The 22,601-nt window shown below is 45.3% G+C and carries 12 protein-coding genes and 1 pseudogene; 2 read left to right on the top strand and 11 right to left on the bottom strand.

What is annotated here, in order from left to right; all coding sequences use genetic code 11:
• The first annotated feature begins 19 nt into the window (after positions 1 to 19).
• Complete coding sequence (locus tag HMPREF9999_RS04460; protein WP_044063165.1) at positions 20 to 1,288, top strand: replication-associated recombination protein A; 1,269 nt, start codon at positions 20 to 22, stop codon at positions 1,286 to 1,288.
• Positions 1,289 to 1,368: 80 nt separating this feature from the next.
• Positions 1,369 to 1,710 carry an L-rhamnose mutarotase gene (locus HMPREF9999_RS04465; protein ID WP_009437231.1) on the top strand — a complete coding sequence of 114 codons (342 nt, stop codon included), beginning with the start codon at positions 1,369 to 1,371 and terminating at the stop codon, positions 1,708 to 1,710.
• A gap of 148 nt (positions 1,711 to 1,858) precedes the next feature.
• Here the strand turns inward: HMPREF9999_RS04465 and miaA are convergent, their stop codons facing one another.
• The 11 genes and pseudogenes from miaA to HMPREF9999_RS04520 form a co-directional block, all read right to left on the bottom strand.
• Positions 1,859 to 2,779 carry a tRNA (adenosine(37)-N6)-dimethylallyltransferase MiaA gene (gene miaA, locus HMPREF9999_RS04470; protein WP_009437232.1) on the bottom strand — a complete coding sequence of 307 codons (921 nt, stop codon included), beginning with the start codon at positions 2,777 to 2,779 and terminating at the stop codon, positions 1,859 to 1,861.
• The gene (locus tag HMPREF9999_RS04475; protein WP_009437233.1) at positions 2,780 to 3,316 is read right to left on the bottom strand and encodes an IS1096 element passenger TnpR family protein; all 537 of its coding nucleotides are present in this window, start codon (positions 3,314 to 3,316) and stop codon (positions 2,780 to 2,782) included.
• A 20-nt stretch (positions 3,317 to 3,336) separates the two neighbouring features.
• The gene (lpxA, locus tag HMPREF9999_RS04480; RefSeq protein WP_009437234.1) at positions 3,337 to 4,107 is read right to left on the bottom strand and encodes an acyl-ACP--UDP-N-acetylglucosamine O-acyltransferase; all 771 of its coding nucleotides are present in this window, start codon (positions 4,105 to 4,107) and stop codon (positions 3,337 to 3,339) included.
• A 27-nt stretch (positions 4,108 to 4,134) separates the two neighbouring features.
• Positions 4,135 to 5,043, bottom strand: a pseudogene (locus tag HMPREF9999_RS04485) (UDP-3-O-acyl-N-acetylglucosamine deacetylase); the annotation flags it as partial.
• A 188-nt stretch (positions 5,044 to 5,231) separates the two neighbouring features.
• Positions 5,232 to 6,272: a UDP-3-O-(3-hydroxymyristoyl)glucosamine N-acyltransferase gene (lpxD, locus tag HMPREF9999_RS04490; RefSeq protein WP_044063117.1), complete on the bottom strand. Its 1,041-nt coding sequence runs from the start codon at positions 6,270 to 6,272 to the stop codon at positions 5,232 to 5,234.
• 908 nt (positions 6,273 to 7,180) lie between these two features.
• Entirely contained in the window at positions 7,181 to 9,367 is a 2,187-nt protein-coding gene (locus HMPREF9999_RS04495) for a RagB/SusD family nutrient uptake outer membrane protein (RefSeq protein WP_009437238.1), read from the bottom strand.
• A 117-nt stretch (positions 9,368 to 9,484) separates the two neighbouring features.
• Complete coding sequence (locus HMPREF9999_RS04500) at positions 9,485 to 12,874, bottom strand: SusC/RagA family TonB-linked outer membrane protein (RefSeq protein ID WP_009437239.1); 3,390 nt, start codon at positions 12,872 to 12,874, stop codon at positions 9,485 to 9,487.
• Between the two features lie 28 nt (positions 12,875 to 12,902).
• Positions 12,903 to 14,870, bottom strand: coding sequence for a hypothetical protein (locus HMPREF9999_RS04505; protein WP_009437240.1), 1,968 nt, complete (start codon positions 14,868 to 14,870; stop codon positions 12,903 to 12,905).
• A gap of 95 nt (positions 14,871 to 14,965) precedes the next feature.
• Entirely contained in the window at positions 14,966 to 17,083 is a 2,118-nt protein-coding gene (locus HMPREF9999_RS04510; protein WP_009437242.1) for a fasciclin domain-containing protein, read from the bottom strand.
• A gap of 3 nt (positions 17,084 to 17,086) precedes the next feature.
• Complete coding sequence (locus HMPREF9999_RS04515) at positions 17,087 to 19,057, bottom strand: RagB/SusD family nutrient uptake outer membrane protein (RefSeq protein ID WP_009437243.1); 1,971 nt, start codon at positions 19,055 to 19,057, stop codon at positions 17,087 to 17,089.
• A 133-nt stretch (positions 19,058 to 19,190) separates the two neighbouring features.
• Positions 19,191 to 22,592 carry a SusC/RagA family TonB-linked outer membrane protein gene (locus HMPREF9999_RS04520; protein ID WP_009437244.1) on the bottom strand — a complete coding sequence of 1,134 codons (3,402 nt, stop codon included), beginning with the start codon at positions 22,590 to 22,592 and terminating at the stop codon, positions 19,191 to 19,193.
• Between the last annotated feature and the right edge of the window lie 9 nt (positions 22,593 to 22,601).

A 22,601-nucleotide genomic window follows, 5' to 3' on the forward strand; every position in this document is an offset into this window, starting at 1 on the left:
ACTTTCACACTTCCACACATTGAAACCTCTAGCCGAACGCCTACGTCCCACTACCCTCTCCAACTACATTGGCCAAAGTCATTTGGTCGGTGAAGGGGCTGTGCTACGTCGCATGATTGAAAGTGGGCGCATTTCATCTTTTATTCTTTGGGGGCCTCCTGGGGTTGGTAAAACTACCTTGGCAAAAATCGTGGCATCCACCCTCGATGCGCCTTTCTACACGCTCAGTGCTGTGACAAGTGGCGTAAAAGAAGTGCGTGAAGTCATCAGCCAAGCCAAAAATCAACAATTCTTTGGATCGGTCAATCCCATCTTATTTATAGATGAAATTCATCGTTTCTCAAAATCTCAACAAGACTCGCTTCTCGCAGCGGTCGAAACTGGAGAAATCACGCTCATAGGTGCGACGACCGAAAACCCATCGTTCGAGGTGATACGCCCTCTTCTCTCACGTTGTCAGGTGTATGTACTACAACCCCTCAATGAGACGGAACTACTCCAACTTGTTGATCATGCCATTCATCAAGACATCCTCCTTCGCGAACGCAAGTTTGAAGTTAAAGAGACCGAGGCACTTGTACGATTTAGCGGTGGAGATGCAAGAAAACTCCTCAACATCCTTGAGTTACTTGTTAATGCTACGACAGAAGACGCCACAATCCTCGTCGACAATGCCACTGTCACCAATCGTCTTCAGGAAAACCCCATGGCCTATGATAAAGAAGGGGAGATGCACTATGACATCATCTCCGCTTTCATCAAGAGCATCCGAGGAAGTGACCCCGATGCAGCCATCTATTGGTTAGCACGTATGATAGCTGGCGGAGAAGACCCCAAATTTATAGCCCGTCGTTTGGTGATTAGTGCCAGCGAAGACATCGGACTAGCCAATCCCAATGCCCTGCTCATTGCCAATGCTGCCTTTGATGCAGTCAATAAAATAGGATGGCCAGAGGGGCGCATTCCCTTAGCGGAGGCCACCATATACTTGGCCACCTCTCCCAAATCCAATTCGGCATACAACGCCATCAACGCTGCATTGGCCTTTGTCGAAGAATCCGGCAACATCCCTGTGCCTCTCCATTTGCGCAACGCTCCAACTTCGCTCATGAAGTCGCTCAATTACGGAACTGACTATCTCTATCCTCACGACTTTCCTCAACATTTCACTCCACAGTCCTACATGCCCGAGACCATCCAAGGCAACCAATTTTGGCATCCTGCCGACAATGCCGCAGAAGAGCGTCATAAGTCTTGGCTTTCTCAATTATGGAACCGACAAGAATAATCCTATCCTGTTTTCTCAAAACTATGGTGGGTCCCCCTCTAATGTTTAACCTATAAAGGCGCAGTGCGCTGTCCCGCATTATGAGAATTGTACAAATGCTCCAGTTGGAACAAAACCCAGACCTTATCCGTCAATATCGCTACTTCCATTCTCGTGAAGGCATCTGGCCAGAAATCCTACAAGGCATCAAAGACAGTGGCATTCTCGAGATGGAAATCTACCTTTTAGACCACTATCTCTGCATGATTGTAGACTTGCCTGAAGACCTGTCTTGGCAAGAAGCCATGGACCGCATGGCCAAAGCACCACGTCAAGCAGAATGGGAAAACTTTGTATCTCAATTCCAACGTGCAGCTGCCGATGCTCGCAGCGACGAGAAATGGCAACGTATGGAACGAATTTTTCATCTGTACTCCGATTAAAACCTGTCGTCACGCCCAACCCCTTATTCAACTTTATGAGAGAGACTAACCTCTTTTCTCAGACCACTTCACAAACTTTGGTGCTGACACTACTAAGAATTACACAGTAGTGTCAGCACCAAAACTATTTATGCACGATTTTAAACCTTTATCTTGAAGCGACCATCATTTGTTCTATCAGGGTCATCACACCCTTCGTATCGTTAGCATCGAACCAACGTACCGAGGTGTCTTTGTTGAGCCACGTCATTTGCTTTTTGGCAAACACACGCGTATTCTTTCGCATACGATCGAGAGCCATGTCCAACTCCCAATCTCCATCAAAATAGCGAAACATTTCCTTGTAGCCCACCGTATTTAGCGCGTTTAGTTCACGAAAAGGCAGCACCCGCTCAGCTTCTGCCAAGAAACCCTCCGCCACCATCATCGACACCCGATTATTGATGCGAGAGAAAAGTTCCTCTCTAGGACGTTGCAAACCGATTTTCACGACGTCAAAAGGTCGTTTTTTAGCTTCACCTGTGAGCAACTCGCTCACACGCTGTCCACTCTCATAGATAATTTCTAGAGCATGCACCACACGCTTTGCATTTTGCACATCTACGCGCGCAAAATAGGCTGGATCACGCTCTTCAAGTTCTTGAAGCAGTGCAGACAAGCCTTCACTTTCCAAGCGTGCATAGAGTGTTGTACGCACCTCTTCAGAAATAGTAGGCAAAGGATCGATGCCGCGACAAAGGGCATCGACATACATCATGCTTCCTCCGCTCACCACGAGGGTATCATGGTCAGCAAAATGATACTCACAAACTTTCAAGGCCTCTTCTTCAAAACGCGCTGCACTATAATAATCAGTGAGTGCAAGGTTTCCTACGAAATGATGCTGCACACGAGCCAATTGCTCTGCAGTAGGAGCAGCAGTGCCGATGGGCAAATCGGCAAACATCTGACGCGAATCGGCACTAATGATGGGACAATGCAAGAACTCAGCCATTTGCAGGCTGAGTTCTGTTTTTCCTACGGCCGTAGGGCCAGTGAGAACAAAGAGTTTAGGACGAGAACATTCCATTTAAAACGAAGGACTGTCAGAGATTTCAAAACCTTCCAAGTCAATTTCATCAGAATTGAAGGAGTCTATGCCGAAATCATCAAAGGATTCACTTGAGCCTCCAAAATCATTGTTCACGGAGAAGTCCATTTCCGCAATCTGCTGTGGAGCTTTGCCCACAGACTTGATTACTTCAGGCTCATCACTACCAGGCAATTCATCACGCAAACAAAGAGAGAACACGCGATCGTTGAAAGGATCAAACACATATTCTAAATTGCGAATGCCCTTGTCCAAAAAGTCAGAGAGCAAAGTGTCAGCCATGGTGTAGAGGTCCACGTCTTCTGAAGAAGATTCGTGCATGTCCTCGCGTGTCACCTGTTCGCCACGCTCCCATTCCTCATTGCAGATGTAGAAGGAAGTCATTTGGTCATCAGGATAATTGCAGGATTCCAGCAAGACCTTGCTGAGTTCTAAGAAAGAGGCGTCCTCATCAATGAGGATGTCACGACGAAAATCATCTACTTCGTCGCAAACCACTCTAATAAGATATTGCATATAGCAGAGCGTTCGTGAGATTATTTACCAATGAAACCACGCTTTGAGTTCACCAAGAAGTCTAGGAGATAGTCCACTTCTTTGCACTTAGGCACTGTGGTACGGATTTCTTCAATACGTTCGTTGAAGAGCTTTGAGTTTTGATAGAGAATCAAGAAGGCCGAATGTAACGCATTGATTACATCCAAGGGGAAATTACGACGCTTCAATCCCACCATGTTCAAGCCACAATAAGCCACTGGTTCGCGAGCTGCAATGCAGAAGGGAGGCACGTCTTGCGCTGTGCGTGTGCCGCCGCTCACCATAACATACGACCCGATGTGGCAGAACTGATGCACCAGCACATTGGCGGAGAGAATCGCAAAGTCGTCGATAACCACCTCACCAGCTATTTTGGTAGAATTACCTAAGATGCAACCATTGCCGACGATGCAGTCATGTCCCAAGTGCATCCCTTCCATGAGAAGGTTATTGCTACCCAATACAGTCTTTCCTTTGGCAGCCGTACCGCGGTTGATGGTCACATTCTCACGAATCGTGTTGTTATCGCCGATCTCTGCAGTGGTTTCTTCTCCACGAAATTTCAAATCTTGGGGCACAGCTCCAATCACCGCACCAGGGAAGAAGGTGTTGCCACTGCCAATGCGTGAACCACTCAAGAGGGTCACAGAGTTCATGAGCTTATTATTGTCGCCCAACACCACATTAGCATCGATGTAGCAGAAAGGACCAATCTCACAATTCTCACCGATTTTCGCTTCGGGATGAATAAAAGCAAGAGGAGAAATCATAACTTGTATGTGTTAAGCAAAGAGATGTTTGAATTTAGCGCGCACCATGCGTGCAAACTTATTGTTGGCATCGTGACCTGGACGGATGGCGATAATACGTCCCTTGAGAGGACGTCCTATGAGTGCCATGTCTCCTATGATGTCGAGAAGCTTGTGACGGGCAGGTTCGTTCGACCACTGGGCTGGACGTTCTTGCAAATAGCCCAATTGGTTGGCATCGCGATGTTCTACACCGAGCGTATCGGCCAATTTATCCAGACGCTCTTGCGATACCAAACGCTCATAAATCACCAAAGCATTGCTCAAATCACCACCTTTGATGAGCCCCATTTGCAAGAGAGCTTCAATCTCACGCACAAAAACAAACGTGCGAGCAGAAGCGATTTCCTCAGCAAAATCTGACATGTGCTCCAAAGTTGCACTTTGACGTTGTACAAACTGACTATCGGGAAACTCTATGGTTGAATCTATCGCAAAGCGGTCTGCTGGTTGTACACGCAAGCAAGAACCTGAAATCTCATCATAATACTCAAAAGGCTCGGTAATCTCAATGTAGCGACGAGGAGCGTCTTGTTCTTCAAGTCCCACTTTGAGTATCTGCTCTACATACAAGATGGAACTACCATCAAGAATGGGAAACTCTGGCCCATTGATTTGGATGAGACAGTTGTCCACTCCAAGTGCCACGAGCGCAGCCATGGCATGCTCAATAGTAGAAACACGACATTCTGGCGTACCCACTACGGTGCCACGAGAAGTGTCTATCACATTTTCGGCCAACGGGATAATGTAGGGCTGGCCTTCGAGGTCTACTCGTTGAATTTTATATCCATAATCTGCTGGAGCAGGTAGGAAAGTAATCGAGAGCTGAAGCCCTGTGTGAAGTCCTTTTCCTTGTAGGGAGAAGGAAGCTTTAAGGGTATGTTGCATAGGAATTTAAATCTATTAAAGTGGAAAGTGGACAACAAACATGCGATGCTATCACCAATATCCTAAGGGAGGTGTTGGAGATTCCAGAGAACTGGACTAATACGAAAACGAGAAGCCCAATGTCGATGAATGTCTACGAAACACTAAATGTTCAGCATCCATGCTTTCAATAAGCAACGGCGAAGGCAAGGCTTTTATTGTCCTAACTTAGTTTTAAGTTCGTCAAGCTCCTTGCGCAAGGCAAGCATTTCCTTGCGTATATCGGGCAATTGCTTGAATACGGCACTGGAGAGAGCAAACTTTTTTGCATTGATGGCGGGTGTACCCATGACGGGAGCACCATCAGTGCGGGCAGTGTGGATGCCAGCTTGTGCACCAGCCTGCATGCCATCGGGCAGATGGAGGTGACCAGCCACGCCCACTTGTCCACCAAACATGCTCCAAGCTCCTACTTTCGTGCTGCCTGCCACGCCCACTTGTGCTGACATTACGGTGTGTGCTCCTACTTCTACATTGTGCGCTATCTGCACAAGATTATCGAGCTTTACGCCTTGACGCACGATGGTCGTACCCATGGTGGAACGGTCTACACAAGCATTTGCACCTATTTCCACACGATCTTCGAGAGTAACAATACCGATTTGTGGAATCTTTTCATAACCTTCTTCAGAAGGTGCAAAACCAAATCCATCGGCACCAATGACACAACCACTGTGCAAGATAACTTCATGGCCAATCTTACAACCATGATAGATGCTCACATGAGGATAAAGCAAGCAATTGTCGCCAACATACGCCCCTTCTTCAATCACCACATGGCTGTAAATTTGCGTACCATCGCCTACAGTCACATGATCACCAATCACTGCAAAAGGCCCTACATAGACATCTTCGCCTAGTGTAGCCGTTTCGCTAACAAAAGCTAAGGGGTGCACCCCACTACGCTTTTGGGTCATACTCTCATAAAGTGCCAACAACCGTGCGATAGACTCATAAGCATTGTCTACGCGAATGAGCGTGGCAGCCACAGGCTTTTCGAGCTGGAGGTCTTTATTTACCAGGACGATGCTCGATTGTGTCTCGTAAAGATGGTGAGTATATTTGGGATTGGCCAGAAACGAGAGTGCACCATCCTCGCCTTCTTCAATTTTGGCAAAGGTTTTGGCCACAGCATCTGGGTTACCCTCGATGATTCCTTCTAGATAGGTTGCTATTTGTTGTGCGGAAAATTCCATTATATCGTACTTGTTTAGCTGCAAATATAAGATTTCTTGTGTAAACAGAGAAATATATCTGCACTTTCTTTGCCTTGGAGCAAAGGAAAAACGCCTTTTCTGGGTCATACTCGGCTATATCAGACTTAGCAAAGGATTATCTCATCCAGATAAAGGTAGAATTAAACACTTCTTCTTTATATAGCTTGGACTTCTACTCCCCACACATCATATTCCTTGTCATGTATGAGTCATCATGTGCTGGACCTATTCGGATAATTGCATGTATTCAGTCACGGAAGGGCGACATCATTAGCAGACGTTTTCAATTCTGTCCTACAGAAGTCTTAATTTCAAAAGGCAAAAATCACATGAGTTTTCTTCCATCTAGAAGAGTCCAAATGGTCTTCTAGTCTCAGAAGATGGTGTATGTAGCTTTATTCTGCCATACGTCATTTGTTGTAGAGTAAAATTAAGCCACTTTTGGCCTATCAGATAGAATGGATTAGACGTAAATTGCCTAGTTATTCGTTCAAAGTCTCCTATGTAAAATATAATCTCTAGGAGATTTTCGGAATGTTCTCGGAGAAATCTATGCTCAACTAGAAGAGAAGCGATAATCCTCTCCTACGACCAACAAAAAATAATGGGATGTACGATGCGCAAACATCCATCAACTAACTTGTATAGACAATGCCACGTTAAAATGACATGGTAAAAGTGTAAAGTTTTCTTTACCTTCTTTCCATTTTGACAGAAAAGATAAAGTTCGACTAGTGTTTCTATACTACGAGCTAACGAAACTAGATTCAATGTGACAAGGAATAGTACAACAAGAAACGCGCTCAATCCTTGCGGACTGAGCGCGTTTTACGCTAGAAATATTGAGGCATCTGAATAATCATGACTCTAAAATGCCTAAATTCTGCTTAGTTACGTGCCTTTGGAGCTGGAAGATACCAGTTGCCACTTACGAAACGATCGTAGAAGTTTCCGGTCTTTGTGGGTTGCTCATAAGGTTTGAGATCAAGATCGCGACGAGAAATCAACCATGCCATCCATGAGTTGTTCACTTTTTCATCACCAGCCTTGTTGCGGTGACGTTGGATGCGCATGAGATCAAAGTAACGGTGACCTTCAAAAGCATTGTCGAGCGCCATTTCATCAGCAATAAGAGTTTCTACTGCTGCAATTTCAGCCTGAGTAGGCTCATAAGGTGTGAGCTTACCCGTCACATAAACGTGATCATACTCGTCGCCTGATTCAGTGGCTTCCTTCTCAACACGTGTCTTGGTATCATCAAACTCAAGTTTGGGAGTTTCCAAGAGCTCAGGCTTCTCCATAGCTACACCCTGACGTGCAGCTTCGTCAACAATACGTTGGGCAACGACGTTCTTGTAGACCCAAACAGTATCAGCATCAGTGAAGAAACCACATCCTGCGGAATGTATGCCTACATTAGTCTTATTGGTGAAGGTACTGAAATCAAGGTATTCCTTTTCACCTGCACGAATAATGGTGCTTTCACCAATGCTATTAGGCCCATTTATCTGACGAATAATCCATGGACGAGTCAAGGATATAATTCTGGAGATGTCCTTCTTGGTGTCGTCTGTATAGACTGTATCGACGAATGTACGCTCTACCAAACGTGGGTTGTTTTCAGGACTCAAGCCTGAGCGGAGCACATCAAATGCCATACGTGGGTATCCAGCGCGATTGATGGCTTCGGCATACTTAAGATAGATACGACGAAGTGTGTAAACTGGAATACCATAGGAGAACTGAGGTCTGGAGGTAGCATAGGCTCCATTAGGAGAGTTAGAAGGCATGTTGAACTTTTGGATAAAGCGCAACTGACCTGCTTCAGTCATGTAGATGGGAGCACTCTGATTGCCTCGGATATCTCCTAATGCGGGATATTTCACATCCTTAACACGACGACTGTTGTCATCAAATTCATTATAGACAAATACTTGACTCTCATTCAGCTTGAGGTAAGAATTAGAGGGTTGTACTTGACGATTGCGATAGTTGACAGATAATGATACCTCTCCCTGTGAGCTGGTTTCTTCCTTCTTTTTGCCATCACTTCCCGTAGATTCTTTAGTATCGCGGCTGGTAGTTGAGCTAGCATCGAATCCATAAATCTGAGGAATGCGAGAAAGCACCTTACCGAAGAAGCTGTTGGCCGCTGAAGGGATAGAAGTAAACACCCGTCCTTGCGAAATAATGTTCTTATTTTCATAAAGGGAATACCAACCAGAAGTGGCATCAAAAAGGTCAGAACGATCACCGTCACGACGATAAGCTCTAGCATATGCAGAGACTGCTAATCTAGTATTACGGTCAAGGTAGCGATGGAAATGGGTAGCTGCTTTCTCGTAGTCAGACTTGTCGGCACCACGGAGCAAATAGAGATCGCCATATACAAGATCGCCATTGAAGACTGTGAGTGCTTGTGCAAAGTCTCCAGCACCAGTTTTGAAGTTAGGATAGTTGATATAACCTAATCCATTGCTGTAGGCATAGGCTTGCTTTAAGCCGCCATGTTGTTCCAAAAGGTTGAGGAGGTTGTCGGGAGTGGCAAATCCAAGAGGAGGATTTTGTTCCCAACCAGTAGAAGCTGAGCTAACGGGAGCAGTGATAAAAGGAACGCTGCCGTATTGCTGTACTAGTTGGAGATAAGTCCACGCACGCACAAGCTGAACTTGAGCCAACTCACGGCGCATGTAGTAGTTATTATTTCTCAGTGCCATAGAGTCCACCTTGTCAAGGTAGAAGTTGCACTGGTTGATCACCTTGTAGTAGGCAGCGCGGTTCAACAATTCGCTGCTTCCATCAGAATGGTCGCGGAAATTGATGATGTTGTTGATGGAGTCATTGGTATACTCCGTTGCACTGACTAGGTCGCCTCGCAATTCTCCAAGCAAGACGTTTTGCTCTACCACGCCTTGAAGATTGCGCAGAATGCCGAAATAGAAATTGACAGTGTCTCGACCAGAGAAGTTCTCTGCATAACGGTCAATATCGGGAGTGAGCATATCTTCACACGAAGTGGTGAGTGCACCAAAGCCTACGAGGGCGAGAATCAGCGAAAGAATTGATTTCTTCATGATGGTGAAGTGTTGAATCTAATGTGATGTATGGGGATGGGAGTAACGAAAGTGGAGGCGGCAAGCCCATCTTATGGGATGGAACTTGCCATTTCCTTATACTTTCCTCGAACAAGCTTAGAGGTTGATGGTCAAACCGAGATTGAAACTACGATTTTGCATCAGCATGCCTGTATCAATACCTTGATAAAGGACTCCGTTGCCTGCGGTTACTTCTGGATCGCTGCCGAGATACTTCGTGAGGGTTACAACATTGTTGGCTTCACCCCATACGGAGAATCCTTGCAACCAAGAAAGGCTTACAGGAAGCTCATAAGTGAGACGAACTCGCTTGAGCTTGAGGTAAGAACCATCCTCGATCCAACGATCAGAGAAACGCTCATTGTTTACCCAGTTGAGTGACTCAGGACTCATGGTGCGTGGCTGATTGGTCTTTTGACCTTCTGCACGCCAACGATTGACTACAGCAGTGGTTTGATTCCAAATGTTGTTGGCACTTTCAAGCTGCATGCGTTGATAGTTGTAAATGTCATTGCCCAAAGAGTACTTGAAGTTGACATCGAGAGTGAAACGCTTGTAGTTGAGAGTGGTGAAGATGTTACCATAGAGGTCGGGATTGGGATCACCGATTTTTACGCGGTCAGCTTCATTGATCCAACCATCGCCATTTTGATCGACAAAGTGAACATCGCCTGCCTTGAAATCGCGTGAAGGCTGTGAAGAAAGGCCCGTGGGATATTTCAAACCTGCAGCTTTAGCTTCGGCAGTGGTAGAGAAAACACCTGCGGTCTTGTAGCCATAGAAAACGCCTGCGGCTTCGCCCACTGCAGTAAGGATGTTGTCCTTGCCATAAATAGAACTAGTGTAACCATTCAACACGGTTTCGCTAGAAGCTATCTTCTGAGCATTCTTGTCTAACCGGTAAGTGCGGATTACGTTGTTCTCAGTGAGTGGAAGTTTCGTGATTTCGTTCTTATAGTGTGCTACGCTGAATCCGAGATTCCACTTGAAGTCTTTGGTGTTGATCAAGACTGCATTGACATTAACACTAGCACCCGTGTTGCGAAGTTCGCCTTCATTGGTCCACTGGCGTGAGAGACCTGTGATGTCGCTCACGGTGCGACGAGTGAGCAGGTCGGTCGTGATAGAACGATATACGTCTACACCAAGTGCCAAACGGTTACGGAACATATTCAGCTGCACACCTGCATTGAGACGATGCGTAGTTTCCCACTGAATCTTGGGGTTGGCTATGTTAGCAAGTTCCAATGACGTAGCGCGATCCAAGAACTTGATGTTCTGGAAATAGGTACGGGTGGCATAGTAATCGAGATCGTCATTACCGCTCATCTCATAACCTGCAGTGAGTCGAGCATAGTCAATGAAAGATACATTGAACCACTTTTCGTTGCTCATCACCCAACCAGCTTGCAAAGAGGGGAAGAGACCCCATTTTACGCCAGCAACCTTGATGCCCCCCTCAGCTTCCTTACCAAATCGTGAGGAACTTTCTGCAGAAGCAATGAATTTGACGAAGTAGCGATTGAGGAAGTTGTAGTCTACATTGGCATAGTAAGCCAAGTTAACCCAACGGTCATTGACACCACCATTGCCGAGATAGTCGAGACGATAGCTGATGTTGGGCGTCTTGTCATTACCATTGTTGTAACCTTCTGAAAAGCTATCGGAATATCCGTAAGATGCCATGCGGAATCCTCCGAAGACATCCCATTGATGCTGACCGTAGTTTTTGGTCCATTCGATGCGGAAATCATTGTTGATGGTGGTTTCCTTACCAAACTGTGTGGCGATGACATTTTGCACCATGCCAAGACCTTCTACATACTTCTTAGGAGTTCCGCTAGCTGGCATGAAATACTTTTCATTGCTACGGATAAGAGAATAGGCAAAGCGGTTGGTGATTGAGAGGTTCTTGTTAATTTGATATTTAGGAGCTACGTTAAGCAAGAATTGTGTTTGCTCTTGATAGTTCTTATTTTCTCCTTCACCATTGTCAAGCACCCAATAGGGATGCGCCAAACCTTCAAATCCAAAACGAGAAGCGAAGAGGAAGGGGTTGTTAGCTGCAGTGTAATCTTGACCTGTATATACACGATTATTGTGCACAAAGCCCAATTGATTATTTCCTAAATAACGGAGGAAGTAAGCATAAGGGTCTACAAATGGGGACTGAATGAGTCCCAACACATTGGGAGAAGAGATATTCTTACGCGCATAACTGGAAGCCCATCCGTTGTCACGGAGATTGTAGGCATTTCGCACGTAGGTCATGTCTAAAGCTGTGGTAAAACCGTCAAAAAGATTGATATCAGTGTTGAAACGGATGTTCAAACGATTGAAGTCATTCTTCTTTGCAGTAGCTTCACTTTGGCTATAACCCAAAGACAAGTTATACATAGCCACTTCGTCACCACCCTGCACATTCACACGATAGTTCTGACTGAAAGCATTGCGATAGAGAGGCTTCTGCCAATTGGTCTCATTGTGATAGAGATCGTAGAACAAGCTCTTCTTGTCTTCGTTGAGGAAAGGAACGGACAAATCGGAAGCACGGAAGCGAGCATCGGGAGTAGTACCCAAGAACTCGGCAAGGTAGCTGCGATATTGCTTGGAGTTCATCACCGAAAGGGTGTTGGGCATCTGCTCAAAACCTCCAAAAGCACGGATGTTGATGCGAGTGGCCATAGAATGACCACGCTTGGTGGTGATACGGATGACCCCATTGGCTCCTTCAGCTCCGTAGAGTGCTGTACCGTTTTGCAACACTTCTACACTTTCAATGTCTTCTGTGTCTAAAAGATTGAGGACATTGGTATAGAAACCTTGGTGAAGAGTGGTGCGACTATATTGCATATCCCACACTACTCCATCGACTACCACCAAAGGTTGTGCACTTGCATTGAGGGAATTGAGACCATTGATGAACATGGCTGCACCTTGTGCGGGCATTCCGCCACGATTGATGGTGCGAACTGCGCCATGGAGACGTTGTTCGATGTCATTTTCAATGGTGATGGAGCTAGACTCATTGATTCGCTCTACACGCTTCTGGAGAATGTTTGTCCCATTAGAGTAGAGCGATGGGAGTTGATTGCTATAAAGATAGACGTTGCGAAGATTCTCTCCACGAAGTGCTACCTGCACTCCATTGTATCCATCGGTCGATACATAGAGGGCCGTGATATATTCAGGTACACGGAGTGTGTATTCACCTTTTTCGTCGGTAAGTGCACTGTAGTAGCGATTGTTGAGTGCTTGCACGCGCACACCACTCAAAGGTTGATTGGTGGCAGCATCGTAGACCACACCTTTCACTTCCTTCTTTTGAGCGGCAGGCTGGTGAACTGCTTTCTTATCGGCCATCCGTGTGCTATCGCTTACTTCCGCAGCGTGTGCATTGAGCACGCAAGCTCCTGAAAGTACGAAGAGACTGACGCCACAACGTAGGGCTGTTTGCATCATATTATTGCGATGATCAATATTCATATTCTTCGATGATTATAGTTTAGATGGCTTAATTGCCACGATAAGGCTTGAGAACTAGAGCTACGATGTTGAGTGCGCTGCAACGGATTTTCTTGTCACTTCTTCTCTTCTTAGGCATGGTGATCACCAAACGAGGGAATGAGTCGATGCCACTAGGCAATCCTCTATAGCATTTGGGGAATTCGATGTACTTACCAAGCTTAATGGTGTTGACCTTGCTCTGATCGAACTGGGGATTACCCTTCGCATCTTTTTCTTCTTGGTCGATGGTGATGGTTTTTGTAGCCTTTCCATCTTCGTCAGTAAACTCGATTTCCTTACCTTCGTCGTCTAAGACTTTGGCAGAAAAAACAACGCGCTCATCATCTACATCACCGAAGTTGAGGTCGGTCTTAGAAGGCACCATAACAAGTTCTACTTCGTAACGCGTAGAGAATACTTGTGGCAAGCGGAGGTTAACTACCATCTCAGACTGGATGTTGTCGATTTGGAAGCGAACATAAGTGTTGGTTGCGATGTCGCCTTTGACACCAGTCATGACAACATTACCGTCAGCATCTTTAATCTCATTACCAGCTTCATCGGTTTTAGCACGATACTCGTTATAGTTAGACTCGTTGAGTGTAATGAATGTTCCCTTACCAGAAGCAGAACGAACATTGTTGGTATTGAGAATCACAAAGAATCCAGAACGTCCCATGAGATACTCCACCTTTTGTACCCAAGCATAAGCTGGATCCAAATCATACTTCGTCAAACGATAGATGTAACCATTAGAAGCACGATAAGGAGTGATACCAGCTAACACAGGATTCTGTGCGCTGTTAGTACCTTTGCCATCTGCTGCTGAATTATAGAACACGACACCAGATGTAGCAACCAAAGAGTCTGCATGATTGACATAGTTGTTGAGCTGAGCAGAGTCTTTGCCATCGATGTTGCGCATATAATAAGGCGCAAAGAACATATTGACAGCGATGTTCTGTTCTGTGACATGCTGTTGCAAGGAGTCTGCAAGTGTCATCTTAGGATCGGCCTTGGTAGGTGCATCAAGTCTGAACTGGTCCTTGAGGGTTTTACGGTTGAAGTCAGCACCGTTCCATTCATAAGAGTAGCGTTGACCATATTTCAAAATACGACCTATCTTCTCTTTGGCTTGGAGCCATGCTTCATTCGTTGGGATGAGGGCTACATAAGTAGAGTCTTCATTACGAATGCTGGCTCTTGCAAAATTAAGAATCTCGTTGCGACGACTCACAACAGTATCCACATATACCATCTGTCCTTTCTCATTCAAGGCACCAGGAGTCGAACGATTCCAGAGGGTGTCGATTTCAGTACGAGATGCAATCAAGTTGTTGACACTAGAGAACTGTGGATAGTAACCGAGATAGTCGTAGATATTGTAGGCGAAGGGGGCAACACCATTCAAAAGATGTAGGCTACCATTGCTGGCTACTTGGGTGCTACCTTGAACAGGAATGCTGCTAAACTTGTCACCTGAGTAGATGGCATTCTTTTGGTTCATCATCTTGATTTCCTGTTTGCCGGTATAACCTTCGTGGTTAAAGCGAGCAATGTGGTTACCTACAAGCTGTGACCAAACATAGTATGAGATGTCGAGTGCTTTAGTGCGACCTTCGGGAGTGCCGAGAGCGGCATACTTAGCAGCAGCATCGAGAGTATCGTTCCAAGTCTTTGCATTGAAAGAACCATTAACGGGAGCCCACATGGTGAAGCTCTGAGACTGATTCAACAACTCTGCTGCTGTGATAGTAGACTTGTGATCATTCTCATTGCTCAAGACCTTGGTACGCTTTAAGATTCCAGCAAAGTCTGACAAATTGGGATTGCTCTCAATGGTTTCCCAAAGGGTCTTATCAGAACCTATGGTATTTTTGATATCAAAATGGTCGTCTGTGCAGGCACTTATGGCAAGCATGGCCATGGTGGCTAGTGCACCGCGAGATACCCATTGACTTATTCTATTCTTCATTGTGATAGGAAAGCTGAAGGTGAGAAATTATACAACCTTTCTCTTGCTGCTGGCAGAAGCCTAAAGGCTTGCCAGCAACAGAGAAAAGGAAAGCTTTACCACTGATCTTCGGGCTCTAACGTGCCGCTAAAGACAGAGTTGGGAACTAATTCAAAATAATCAGAGAAGAACTGGCTATCAGTTTGGTTCAAAGCAGACTTGAAGCGGAGATAGTAGCTCTTACCTGGCTCCATGTGTTGCACTGTAATGATGCGGCGAAGGATGTCTCCAGAACCAAAATTTCGAAGGTCAGTATCACCCTTACCGTCATTGACAGTGAATGAACGAGGAGCTTTCATCCAGCCGTGGTTGCGCATGTTCTTATCGTTTTCAGCATTGAGGCTTTCATCCTTTGAATCTGCTACCCAACCAATGTTATCGTTGCCTTTACCAGCTTGACGCATGTCAACGGGCAAGCCAGCGGGACGCAAGTCATTGGGGCTATTGCCGAAATAAACTTGACACATACCGCGGAGACTGTTGTTAGAAAGTCCCATGCGGATTTCATAAGTTCCGGCAGCTGGTACGGGAGGTAACTTCAACACGAAGTCGTACAAACCAAGTACCATCAATTCATCACCTTGATAGTCACGCCAGCCACTACCACCAACCGCAGAGGAGTGAAGATAAAGGAGGCGTGTGCCTTCACTTGCATTGAGAATGTTGTTGAAAAATCCTCTGGGGAAGTAAGTGTATTTGCGATTGCTACGGCAACCGTAGGATAACAATTCAGGAAGAATGGTAGTGATGTCGAAACGGATGCGCTCTCCGCCTAAAGCAGCACGAGCAGTTTGGTCGAGCATCAAGATTTTACCAATGGGGAAATAGTATCCATTCAACGCATTATTGTCAACGGCTTTACCATTTACTTGGTTTTCAGCAGACACCTCAATACCCTCTGCCACTACTTTTGTCATTTTAGTGTAATCATTAGGATCGTAAGTTGCTACACGATTCAAATGAATTTTGTGGTCAGTTGCAGTTTGAGTAATCTTCATCAACTCTGGGTTCTCACCCACAGTGGTGAAATAGTCAAATACATCAATAGAATATTTATTCTGCTGTGGGTTATAAGCATCACCATACTTGTAGCCCCATTCACTATAGTGCGCTACAAATTGGTTGAAGCCCATACGCCCTTTCAAGAAGTGATAAGCCACAAACCTATTGACAGCATTTTTCTCGTTGGTTAAATCGCCTTGTGCTTCTGTACCATAAGCCGTTTCTACCTTAGCACGCACGGCAGCGACAATCTCATCTGTGTTAGTGATGGCACCACCTGTACCCAATACTGGAGCAGGAATGCCCCACTCTTTGGCGTAAACATCGTCAGTTTCGACAAAACCAGTGAAACCTAAGTAGCGGTGTTGCGCCTCTGAGAAACGACCAACTACGCCATTGAAGCGGCGTGGCTCAGTTTCGTGCTCTTGAGCTTCATAGGCTTGGTCGAGTGTTTCCACCAATTTCTTGTCCCAACCTGTAGCTTTGAGCAATGCTGTCATGACATTCATGTTGCCAGCTTCGGCAATAAGATCGGGCACAGCCTTGCTAGAAGGAGCAATAACAGCATCAACTTCATGGATGAAACCGTTACTGGTCTTCTGGTCAGTACTTACAATTCGTGAATTACCATTGAGTTGATAATAGGTATCAATAGGAGTTTTGGAGCTATCTGTAAGCTGCTTGAGAGTAATCGAACGGTTGTTCAAATCACCTTTTGGGAAAGCACCATTTACATAGTTTCCAAAGTTTGGACTATCATAGGCTGTTTCTGTACCATTGTCAATGACACAGCTATATGCGATACGTTGAGCCTGCTCTAGAGACAAATCATTAACAGTCTTGCCTTCTCCCAAGAGACTGGTGATATACTTCGCCATGGCTTCATTGGTGGGCGCAAAGATGGTGTAGTTTCCACGCGCTGCCAACACAGAGCTGAGAGGAGAAGCATTGTCCTTGTTACCCAAAGTAACACGCTGCATCACCTTATAAATATCTGAGAACTTAGCATTGTCGCGCAGATGATCCGTGATGGTTTCATCCTTGCTGATGGTGAAATTACCCGTATCTACCGTTTCGCGGCAGCTTTCCAAAGAGGCAAGTACACCGAGGCCAAGTGAAGCCACGCACACATAAGTGGCGAGTTTCTTGATGCTAAAACTATACTTGTTCATAACTTATTTACCATTATTGGTTTTAGGCATGTACTTTTCCCAAGCTGGATTCTGCACCAACTGGCCTCCAGTACTACCACCATAGTTCTTACCGTTCACTTTGAGTTCTTCTACATAGATTGGGTTGTAGAGAGACCAAATGGATTGAAGACGTGCGCGAACAGCTGTGGGCAAACCTGCCCAGTCCAAACCACCCTTAGTCTTGTTTTGAGTGCTGTAAGTGAATTCACACTGGCGAACGATGTCGAACCAACGCTTACCTTCACCAATGAATTCTCTTTGACGTTCGGCAGCAATATAATTCACAACATTGCTATAGTCTCTGTGACGAGCATCCCAAGCCTCGGCAAACTTCTTTGCCTTTTCTCCTTCTGCCACATTCTTGATAGCATCGTCTTCAAACTTTGGTGAACGAATACGCACGCTAAAGTTCTCACTACCTTCAATCAGGGTGTCAGCACCTGGGTTGTTACGACGATAGATGTCGTCGGCAAGCATATAGGCAGTGCGTTGATTCAAGCTCTTTTGTCCCTTGGCACTTTGCACCATCACCGTTTCCTGTTTGAAATCGCTGGTCAAACGAGCCAATGCCTCTGCTTGAATTGTCATCACATCTGTAAGGCGATAAACAGGCCAGTGGGCTTTTTGAGAACTATTATTACGCATCGAGTAAGATACCCTCCCCTGGCGTACATTAAGAGGGTTAATATCACTCACCGAAGAAGCAGCTCCTTTAATGATGGGAGTAGAGGATGCTTTACCATTTTCATCCAAGAAACCATAGGAAACCATGCGCAGGTCAGTCTTACCATAGCCCTTTTCTACGTCAACTTTATCGGTCACGTTGAATAGACCATTGGCTGCAATCATATTACCAGCACTATGACTACCACTACCATCACCATAGAATTCTGAAGGGATAGTAGTGTTCTTTACGTTCACTCCATCAAAGTAGAGTTCAAAAATACTTTCTGGTGAAAATTGAATACCAAAGACCATGTTATACGCATCATCAGAAACAGCAAATTTTGAATCTGAATTGCGATATAAGGGGTAACGTACATTGGCACGATAGTCCGTAGGCTTAATGTTGTTGGTCAGAAGATACTGTTGGTATTCTTCTGCTGCTTTATCAATCACGTATTGAGCATACTGCACAGACTTTTGCAAAAGCTCTTGAGACAATGCATTTTCTTGAGCTGCTGTGAGCTCTGCGCCATTTTCACCCTTGATAGGGAAACCTTTAATCTTGGCATTTTTCACCAAGCCAGCACGCCAGAGGTACATATCTGCCAACAAGGCATACATACCATTCTGAAGGATGCGACACTTATTGTTGTAAGTATCACCATAGTTCGTACTGGCTCTTCCAATATTATCTTCTACTTGTTTAATGAGCAGAGCCATCAAATCTGCAGCAGGTGTGGCAGGAATCTTAGAAGTACGTGCATCACGGTCTGTGTCTACAGAGTGTTCTACGAAAGGAACATCGCGATAGGCACGAACCAAATAGAAATAATATAAAGCACGCAAGGCAATCATTTCACTCTTAATGGGAGCAAAATCACCTTCTGTGAAAGAAGGATCTACCTTATCACGCACCATGCGTTCACCATTGTCAAGGACTTCGTTGCAGAAGTTGATACCTTTATACATGGATGACCAGTCGAACATCCCTTGCGTGGGTTGTAACACCCCATCCTGCAAGTAGCGATATTCAGTCTTCTCGGTCTTGTTCAGCTCTACATTGTCAGAGCGAAACTCTCCCCAAATGAGAATATTGCTGGTGTTTTGTGTCAATTGATAATATGCGGCATTACGCACATTCTCAACATCGTTTTTACTCCCCCAGAATTCCTCTTTCGTAATAGAGTCGGTGGGATAGAGTGTCAAGTAATCACTACAAGACACCAATCCGCCCGCCAACACAATTGCGCTGGATGTAAGGAGTTTGTTGATGATATTTCTTTTCATGAGGTCTTAGATAAAGAGCGACAAGAGTCAACTCTATGATAAATAAGATGCTTATTGAAATGTTTCCTGTAGGTAAGCGGCAAAGTTCTCAAAACTTTGCCTACCCCTACACGGAAAACAGAGACCATTTGTGTTAGAAACCGAAGTTCAAGCTAAATGTAAACGAACGAGCGTTAGGCGTTTGCTGTCTGTCGATAGCAGGGCTATAACCTGCAGCTCCGTGCTCTGGCTCAACACCTGAATACTTCGTCCAACGGAAAAGGTTGTTGGCTGAGAAGTGAATATTCAGAGCTGAAAGGCCGAGTTTCTTCAGATGCTTAGCATCAACAGAATAACCCAATTGGAAATATTGGAAACGCAAGTAGTCTGCAGCTTCAACGTAGCGGTCAGAAGCCAACGCATTGAAAGAGTTTCCTGCAGAAGCATTCTTCGCACGAGGAATTTCAGTCACGTCGCCATTCTTGCGCCAGCGCCAGTTAACAGATGCCATCTGATTCTTGTTGGTACGCATATCTTCAGCTTCCATACGGGCAAGGTTGATTACCTTGTTACCTACACGGAAATTGAAGTTGGTCTTCAATGACCAGCGACCATAACGGAAGTCTACACCAAAACCACCGTTGACTTTAGGATTAGAAGAGCCTAGATAAACGATATCAAGTTCGTTGATTTGACCATCATGGTTGATATCTTCGTAAATTACGTCACCACCTTCGAAACGATAGTTGACACCACCATAATCAAAGTACATGGGAAGAGGATTTCCGGCCTTGTCATAAATGACATTACCGTTGGCATCACGTGCAATAGGTGCAGTCTTACCAGTAGCCTTAGCCGTATTGACTTTACCTGCAGCATCTACATACTTATTCTTCTCTTCATTTTGGAAGTAACCATTGTGGTCGTAGTCATAAGCGTAGACTCCCTTATAGCGGAAACCATAGATACCACCCAATGCGTGACCGAGCTGCACGCGCTTTACGAAGGTTTCATTCTTTTTATCAAACTGACCATTCATGGAAGCCAAGACATTCTTGTCCATTTCCGTCACAACGTTCAAGTTTTGCGCTACGTTTGCACGTAGGGTTACGTTAAACTTGCCAATGTTCAAGATGGGCTTCGTAGAGACAAAGAGTTCCCAACCTTCATTCTCCATTCGACCCACATTACCATTGGCAATGTTAGAATAACCAGTTGAAGAAGGAATACGAATGTTAGACATGAGGAGGTCTGAAGTATACTTCTTATAGACACTCAAGTCAAATTGGAACAAGTCATCTAGCAAGTTGAGGTTGAAACCAAGGTTCCAAGACTTTGTCTTCTCCCAACGAATCTCCGTAAGACGGAGGTTATCAGGAGCAATACCTTGCTTACCAAGGTATGAACCATAAGAACTATACTTATTGTAAATCAAACCTTCTCCAAACCAAGCATTACCGTTCACACCCCAGCTAGGACGAACAGCCAACATGCTCACATATTTTTTCAAAGGCTTGAAGAAACCTTCGTCTGAGATATTCCAACGACCAGAGATACCAGGGAAGAATCCCCATTTGTTACCCGAGCCGAACTTAGTCATACCATCAGCACGAACTGTGAAGTCTACGACATATTTTGAACCATAAGCATAGTGCAAAGTACCTGTTCCGTTCATGCTTCTATGTGTACCAGTGGAAGAGCCAGTACCTGTGAGATAGCCTGGAACGGTGGGGTCACTAATACCACCAGAAATACCAGAGAACGCTAAGTCTTGTTTGGTAGAACTACTTGTATTAATTTCGTAACGTCCCAATACTTGCAAAGAGTGATTCTCGGGAAGATGAGGACGGAACATCAGAGAGTGACGCGAAGTGAACGAGAAGTTCTTAGAGTCAGAGTTGTTGGTAAGGTCCACACCTTGTGTCCAGTTGTTAGAAGTCAACTGATGCGGATAGTAAGAAGAGGTCGTTTCTGTGTACGCGTTGATATGTACCTCCGCAGTATAATTCAACTGCGTAGTCTCTTCGTCCTTACCCAAGAACTTATATTCCAAAGAGAATTGTGGAGTAATCGTATAAGTGCTCTGACGATTCCAAGCCAAGTTAGCAATCGCCACAGGGTTACCATTGTCCACCATGTCACCCAAATAGTAAGAGGTCAAACCAGAGTTATTGGGCAACAGACGATTTTTATAGGCATCACCAGCCTTAGGTGGCATAAGGTAATACTCACCAGTATCAAAGTAGTTACCAGTCGCTTGGTCATATTCCCAACGATTCACCGCCATGTTGGGCATTGCCTTGTAGGCCTTATCCAAGATGTTACCGTTGTTACGGTTGTTCTTGGTGTAAGTGAGGGAGAAGTCAGAAGAGAATTTGATGCGGTCAGACACATAGTAGTCAAGTGTCAGACGAGTAGAGAAGCGATCGAGAGATTGCTTGATGATCGTACCTGTTTCGTGGTCATATCCACCAGACACACGGAAGGTCACCTTCTCACCACCACCAGAGAGGTTCACACCATAGTTTTGCTTCGTACCAAACTGGGTCACTTCTTTCACCCAATCCGTGCTCTTATTATAGTTTTCATAATAAGCAGGATGGCTGCGAAGGTAAAGCAACTCTACAATACTTGAAGCATAGTCACTCTGATTGGGGTTAAAGTAAGCTTCTTTCAACATCATGGAGTAGCCAGGACCATCGAGCATATTGAGACCCTTAGGCTGCCACGCACCATTGAAGCGATAGCTGAAATTCACCTTCGTCTTACCACGCTTACCGCGACGTGTCGTGATTTCAATAACACCATTAGAACCGCGTGCACCCCAGATAGCAGTAGAAGCAGCATCTTTGAGCACCTTGATGCTCGCGATGTCCTCAGGATTCACTTGGAGAAGAGTAGCAAACTGTTCTTCGTTATCAAGGTTATTGAGGTCGAGTGAAGACACATCCTGTCCGTCGAGAGGATAGCCATTCACCACGATAAGAGGCTCTTGCGAACCGTTGATAGAACTCACACCACGCAAGCGCATAGAAGTACCAGAACCAAGGTTACCAGAGTTGGCCACGATATCGAGACCAGCGATTTCACCTTGAAGAGCTTCACCTGCAGTAGTGAAGGACAGACCCTCTTTGCTGTCCATATTGAGGGTTTGAGTAGCCGTTGAAACTTCCTTTGGTGGAATATCCAAACCATTGGAACGCACACGACGTTTCGTCACAACATCCACCGTAGAGATGGCATTGCGGTCGTGTAATTCAATGCGGAAAGTGGTGCGTGCACCGATGTTATCAATACGAGAAGTTTGATAACCTATATAAGAAATCTCAAGACGGTTGTTGGGATTCTTAATAGTCATGGTGAAGTTACCGCTCATGTCGGTCTGAGCAGCCGATACTACGCGGTTACTCTTATCCTTCTCCACGACGTTAGCCATAACGATAGCACCATCTGTCTTGCTAAATACATGACCAGAGATGCGCTTCTGCTGCGCAAAGGCCGCCGTAGTGCAACACAAGGCAAGTACAATCGTTGAAGTATACTTTATGTGGTTCATAATGGCTGA

Origin of the sequence: Alloprevotella sp. oral taxon 473 str. F0040 (genome assembly GCF_000318095.2) — a bacterium.
Classification (GTDB): domain Bacteria; phylum Bacteroidota; class Bacteroidia; order Bacteroidales; family Bacteroidaceae; genus Alloprevotella.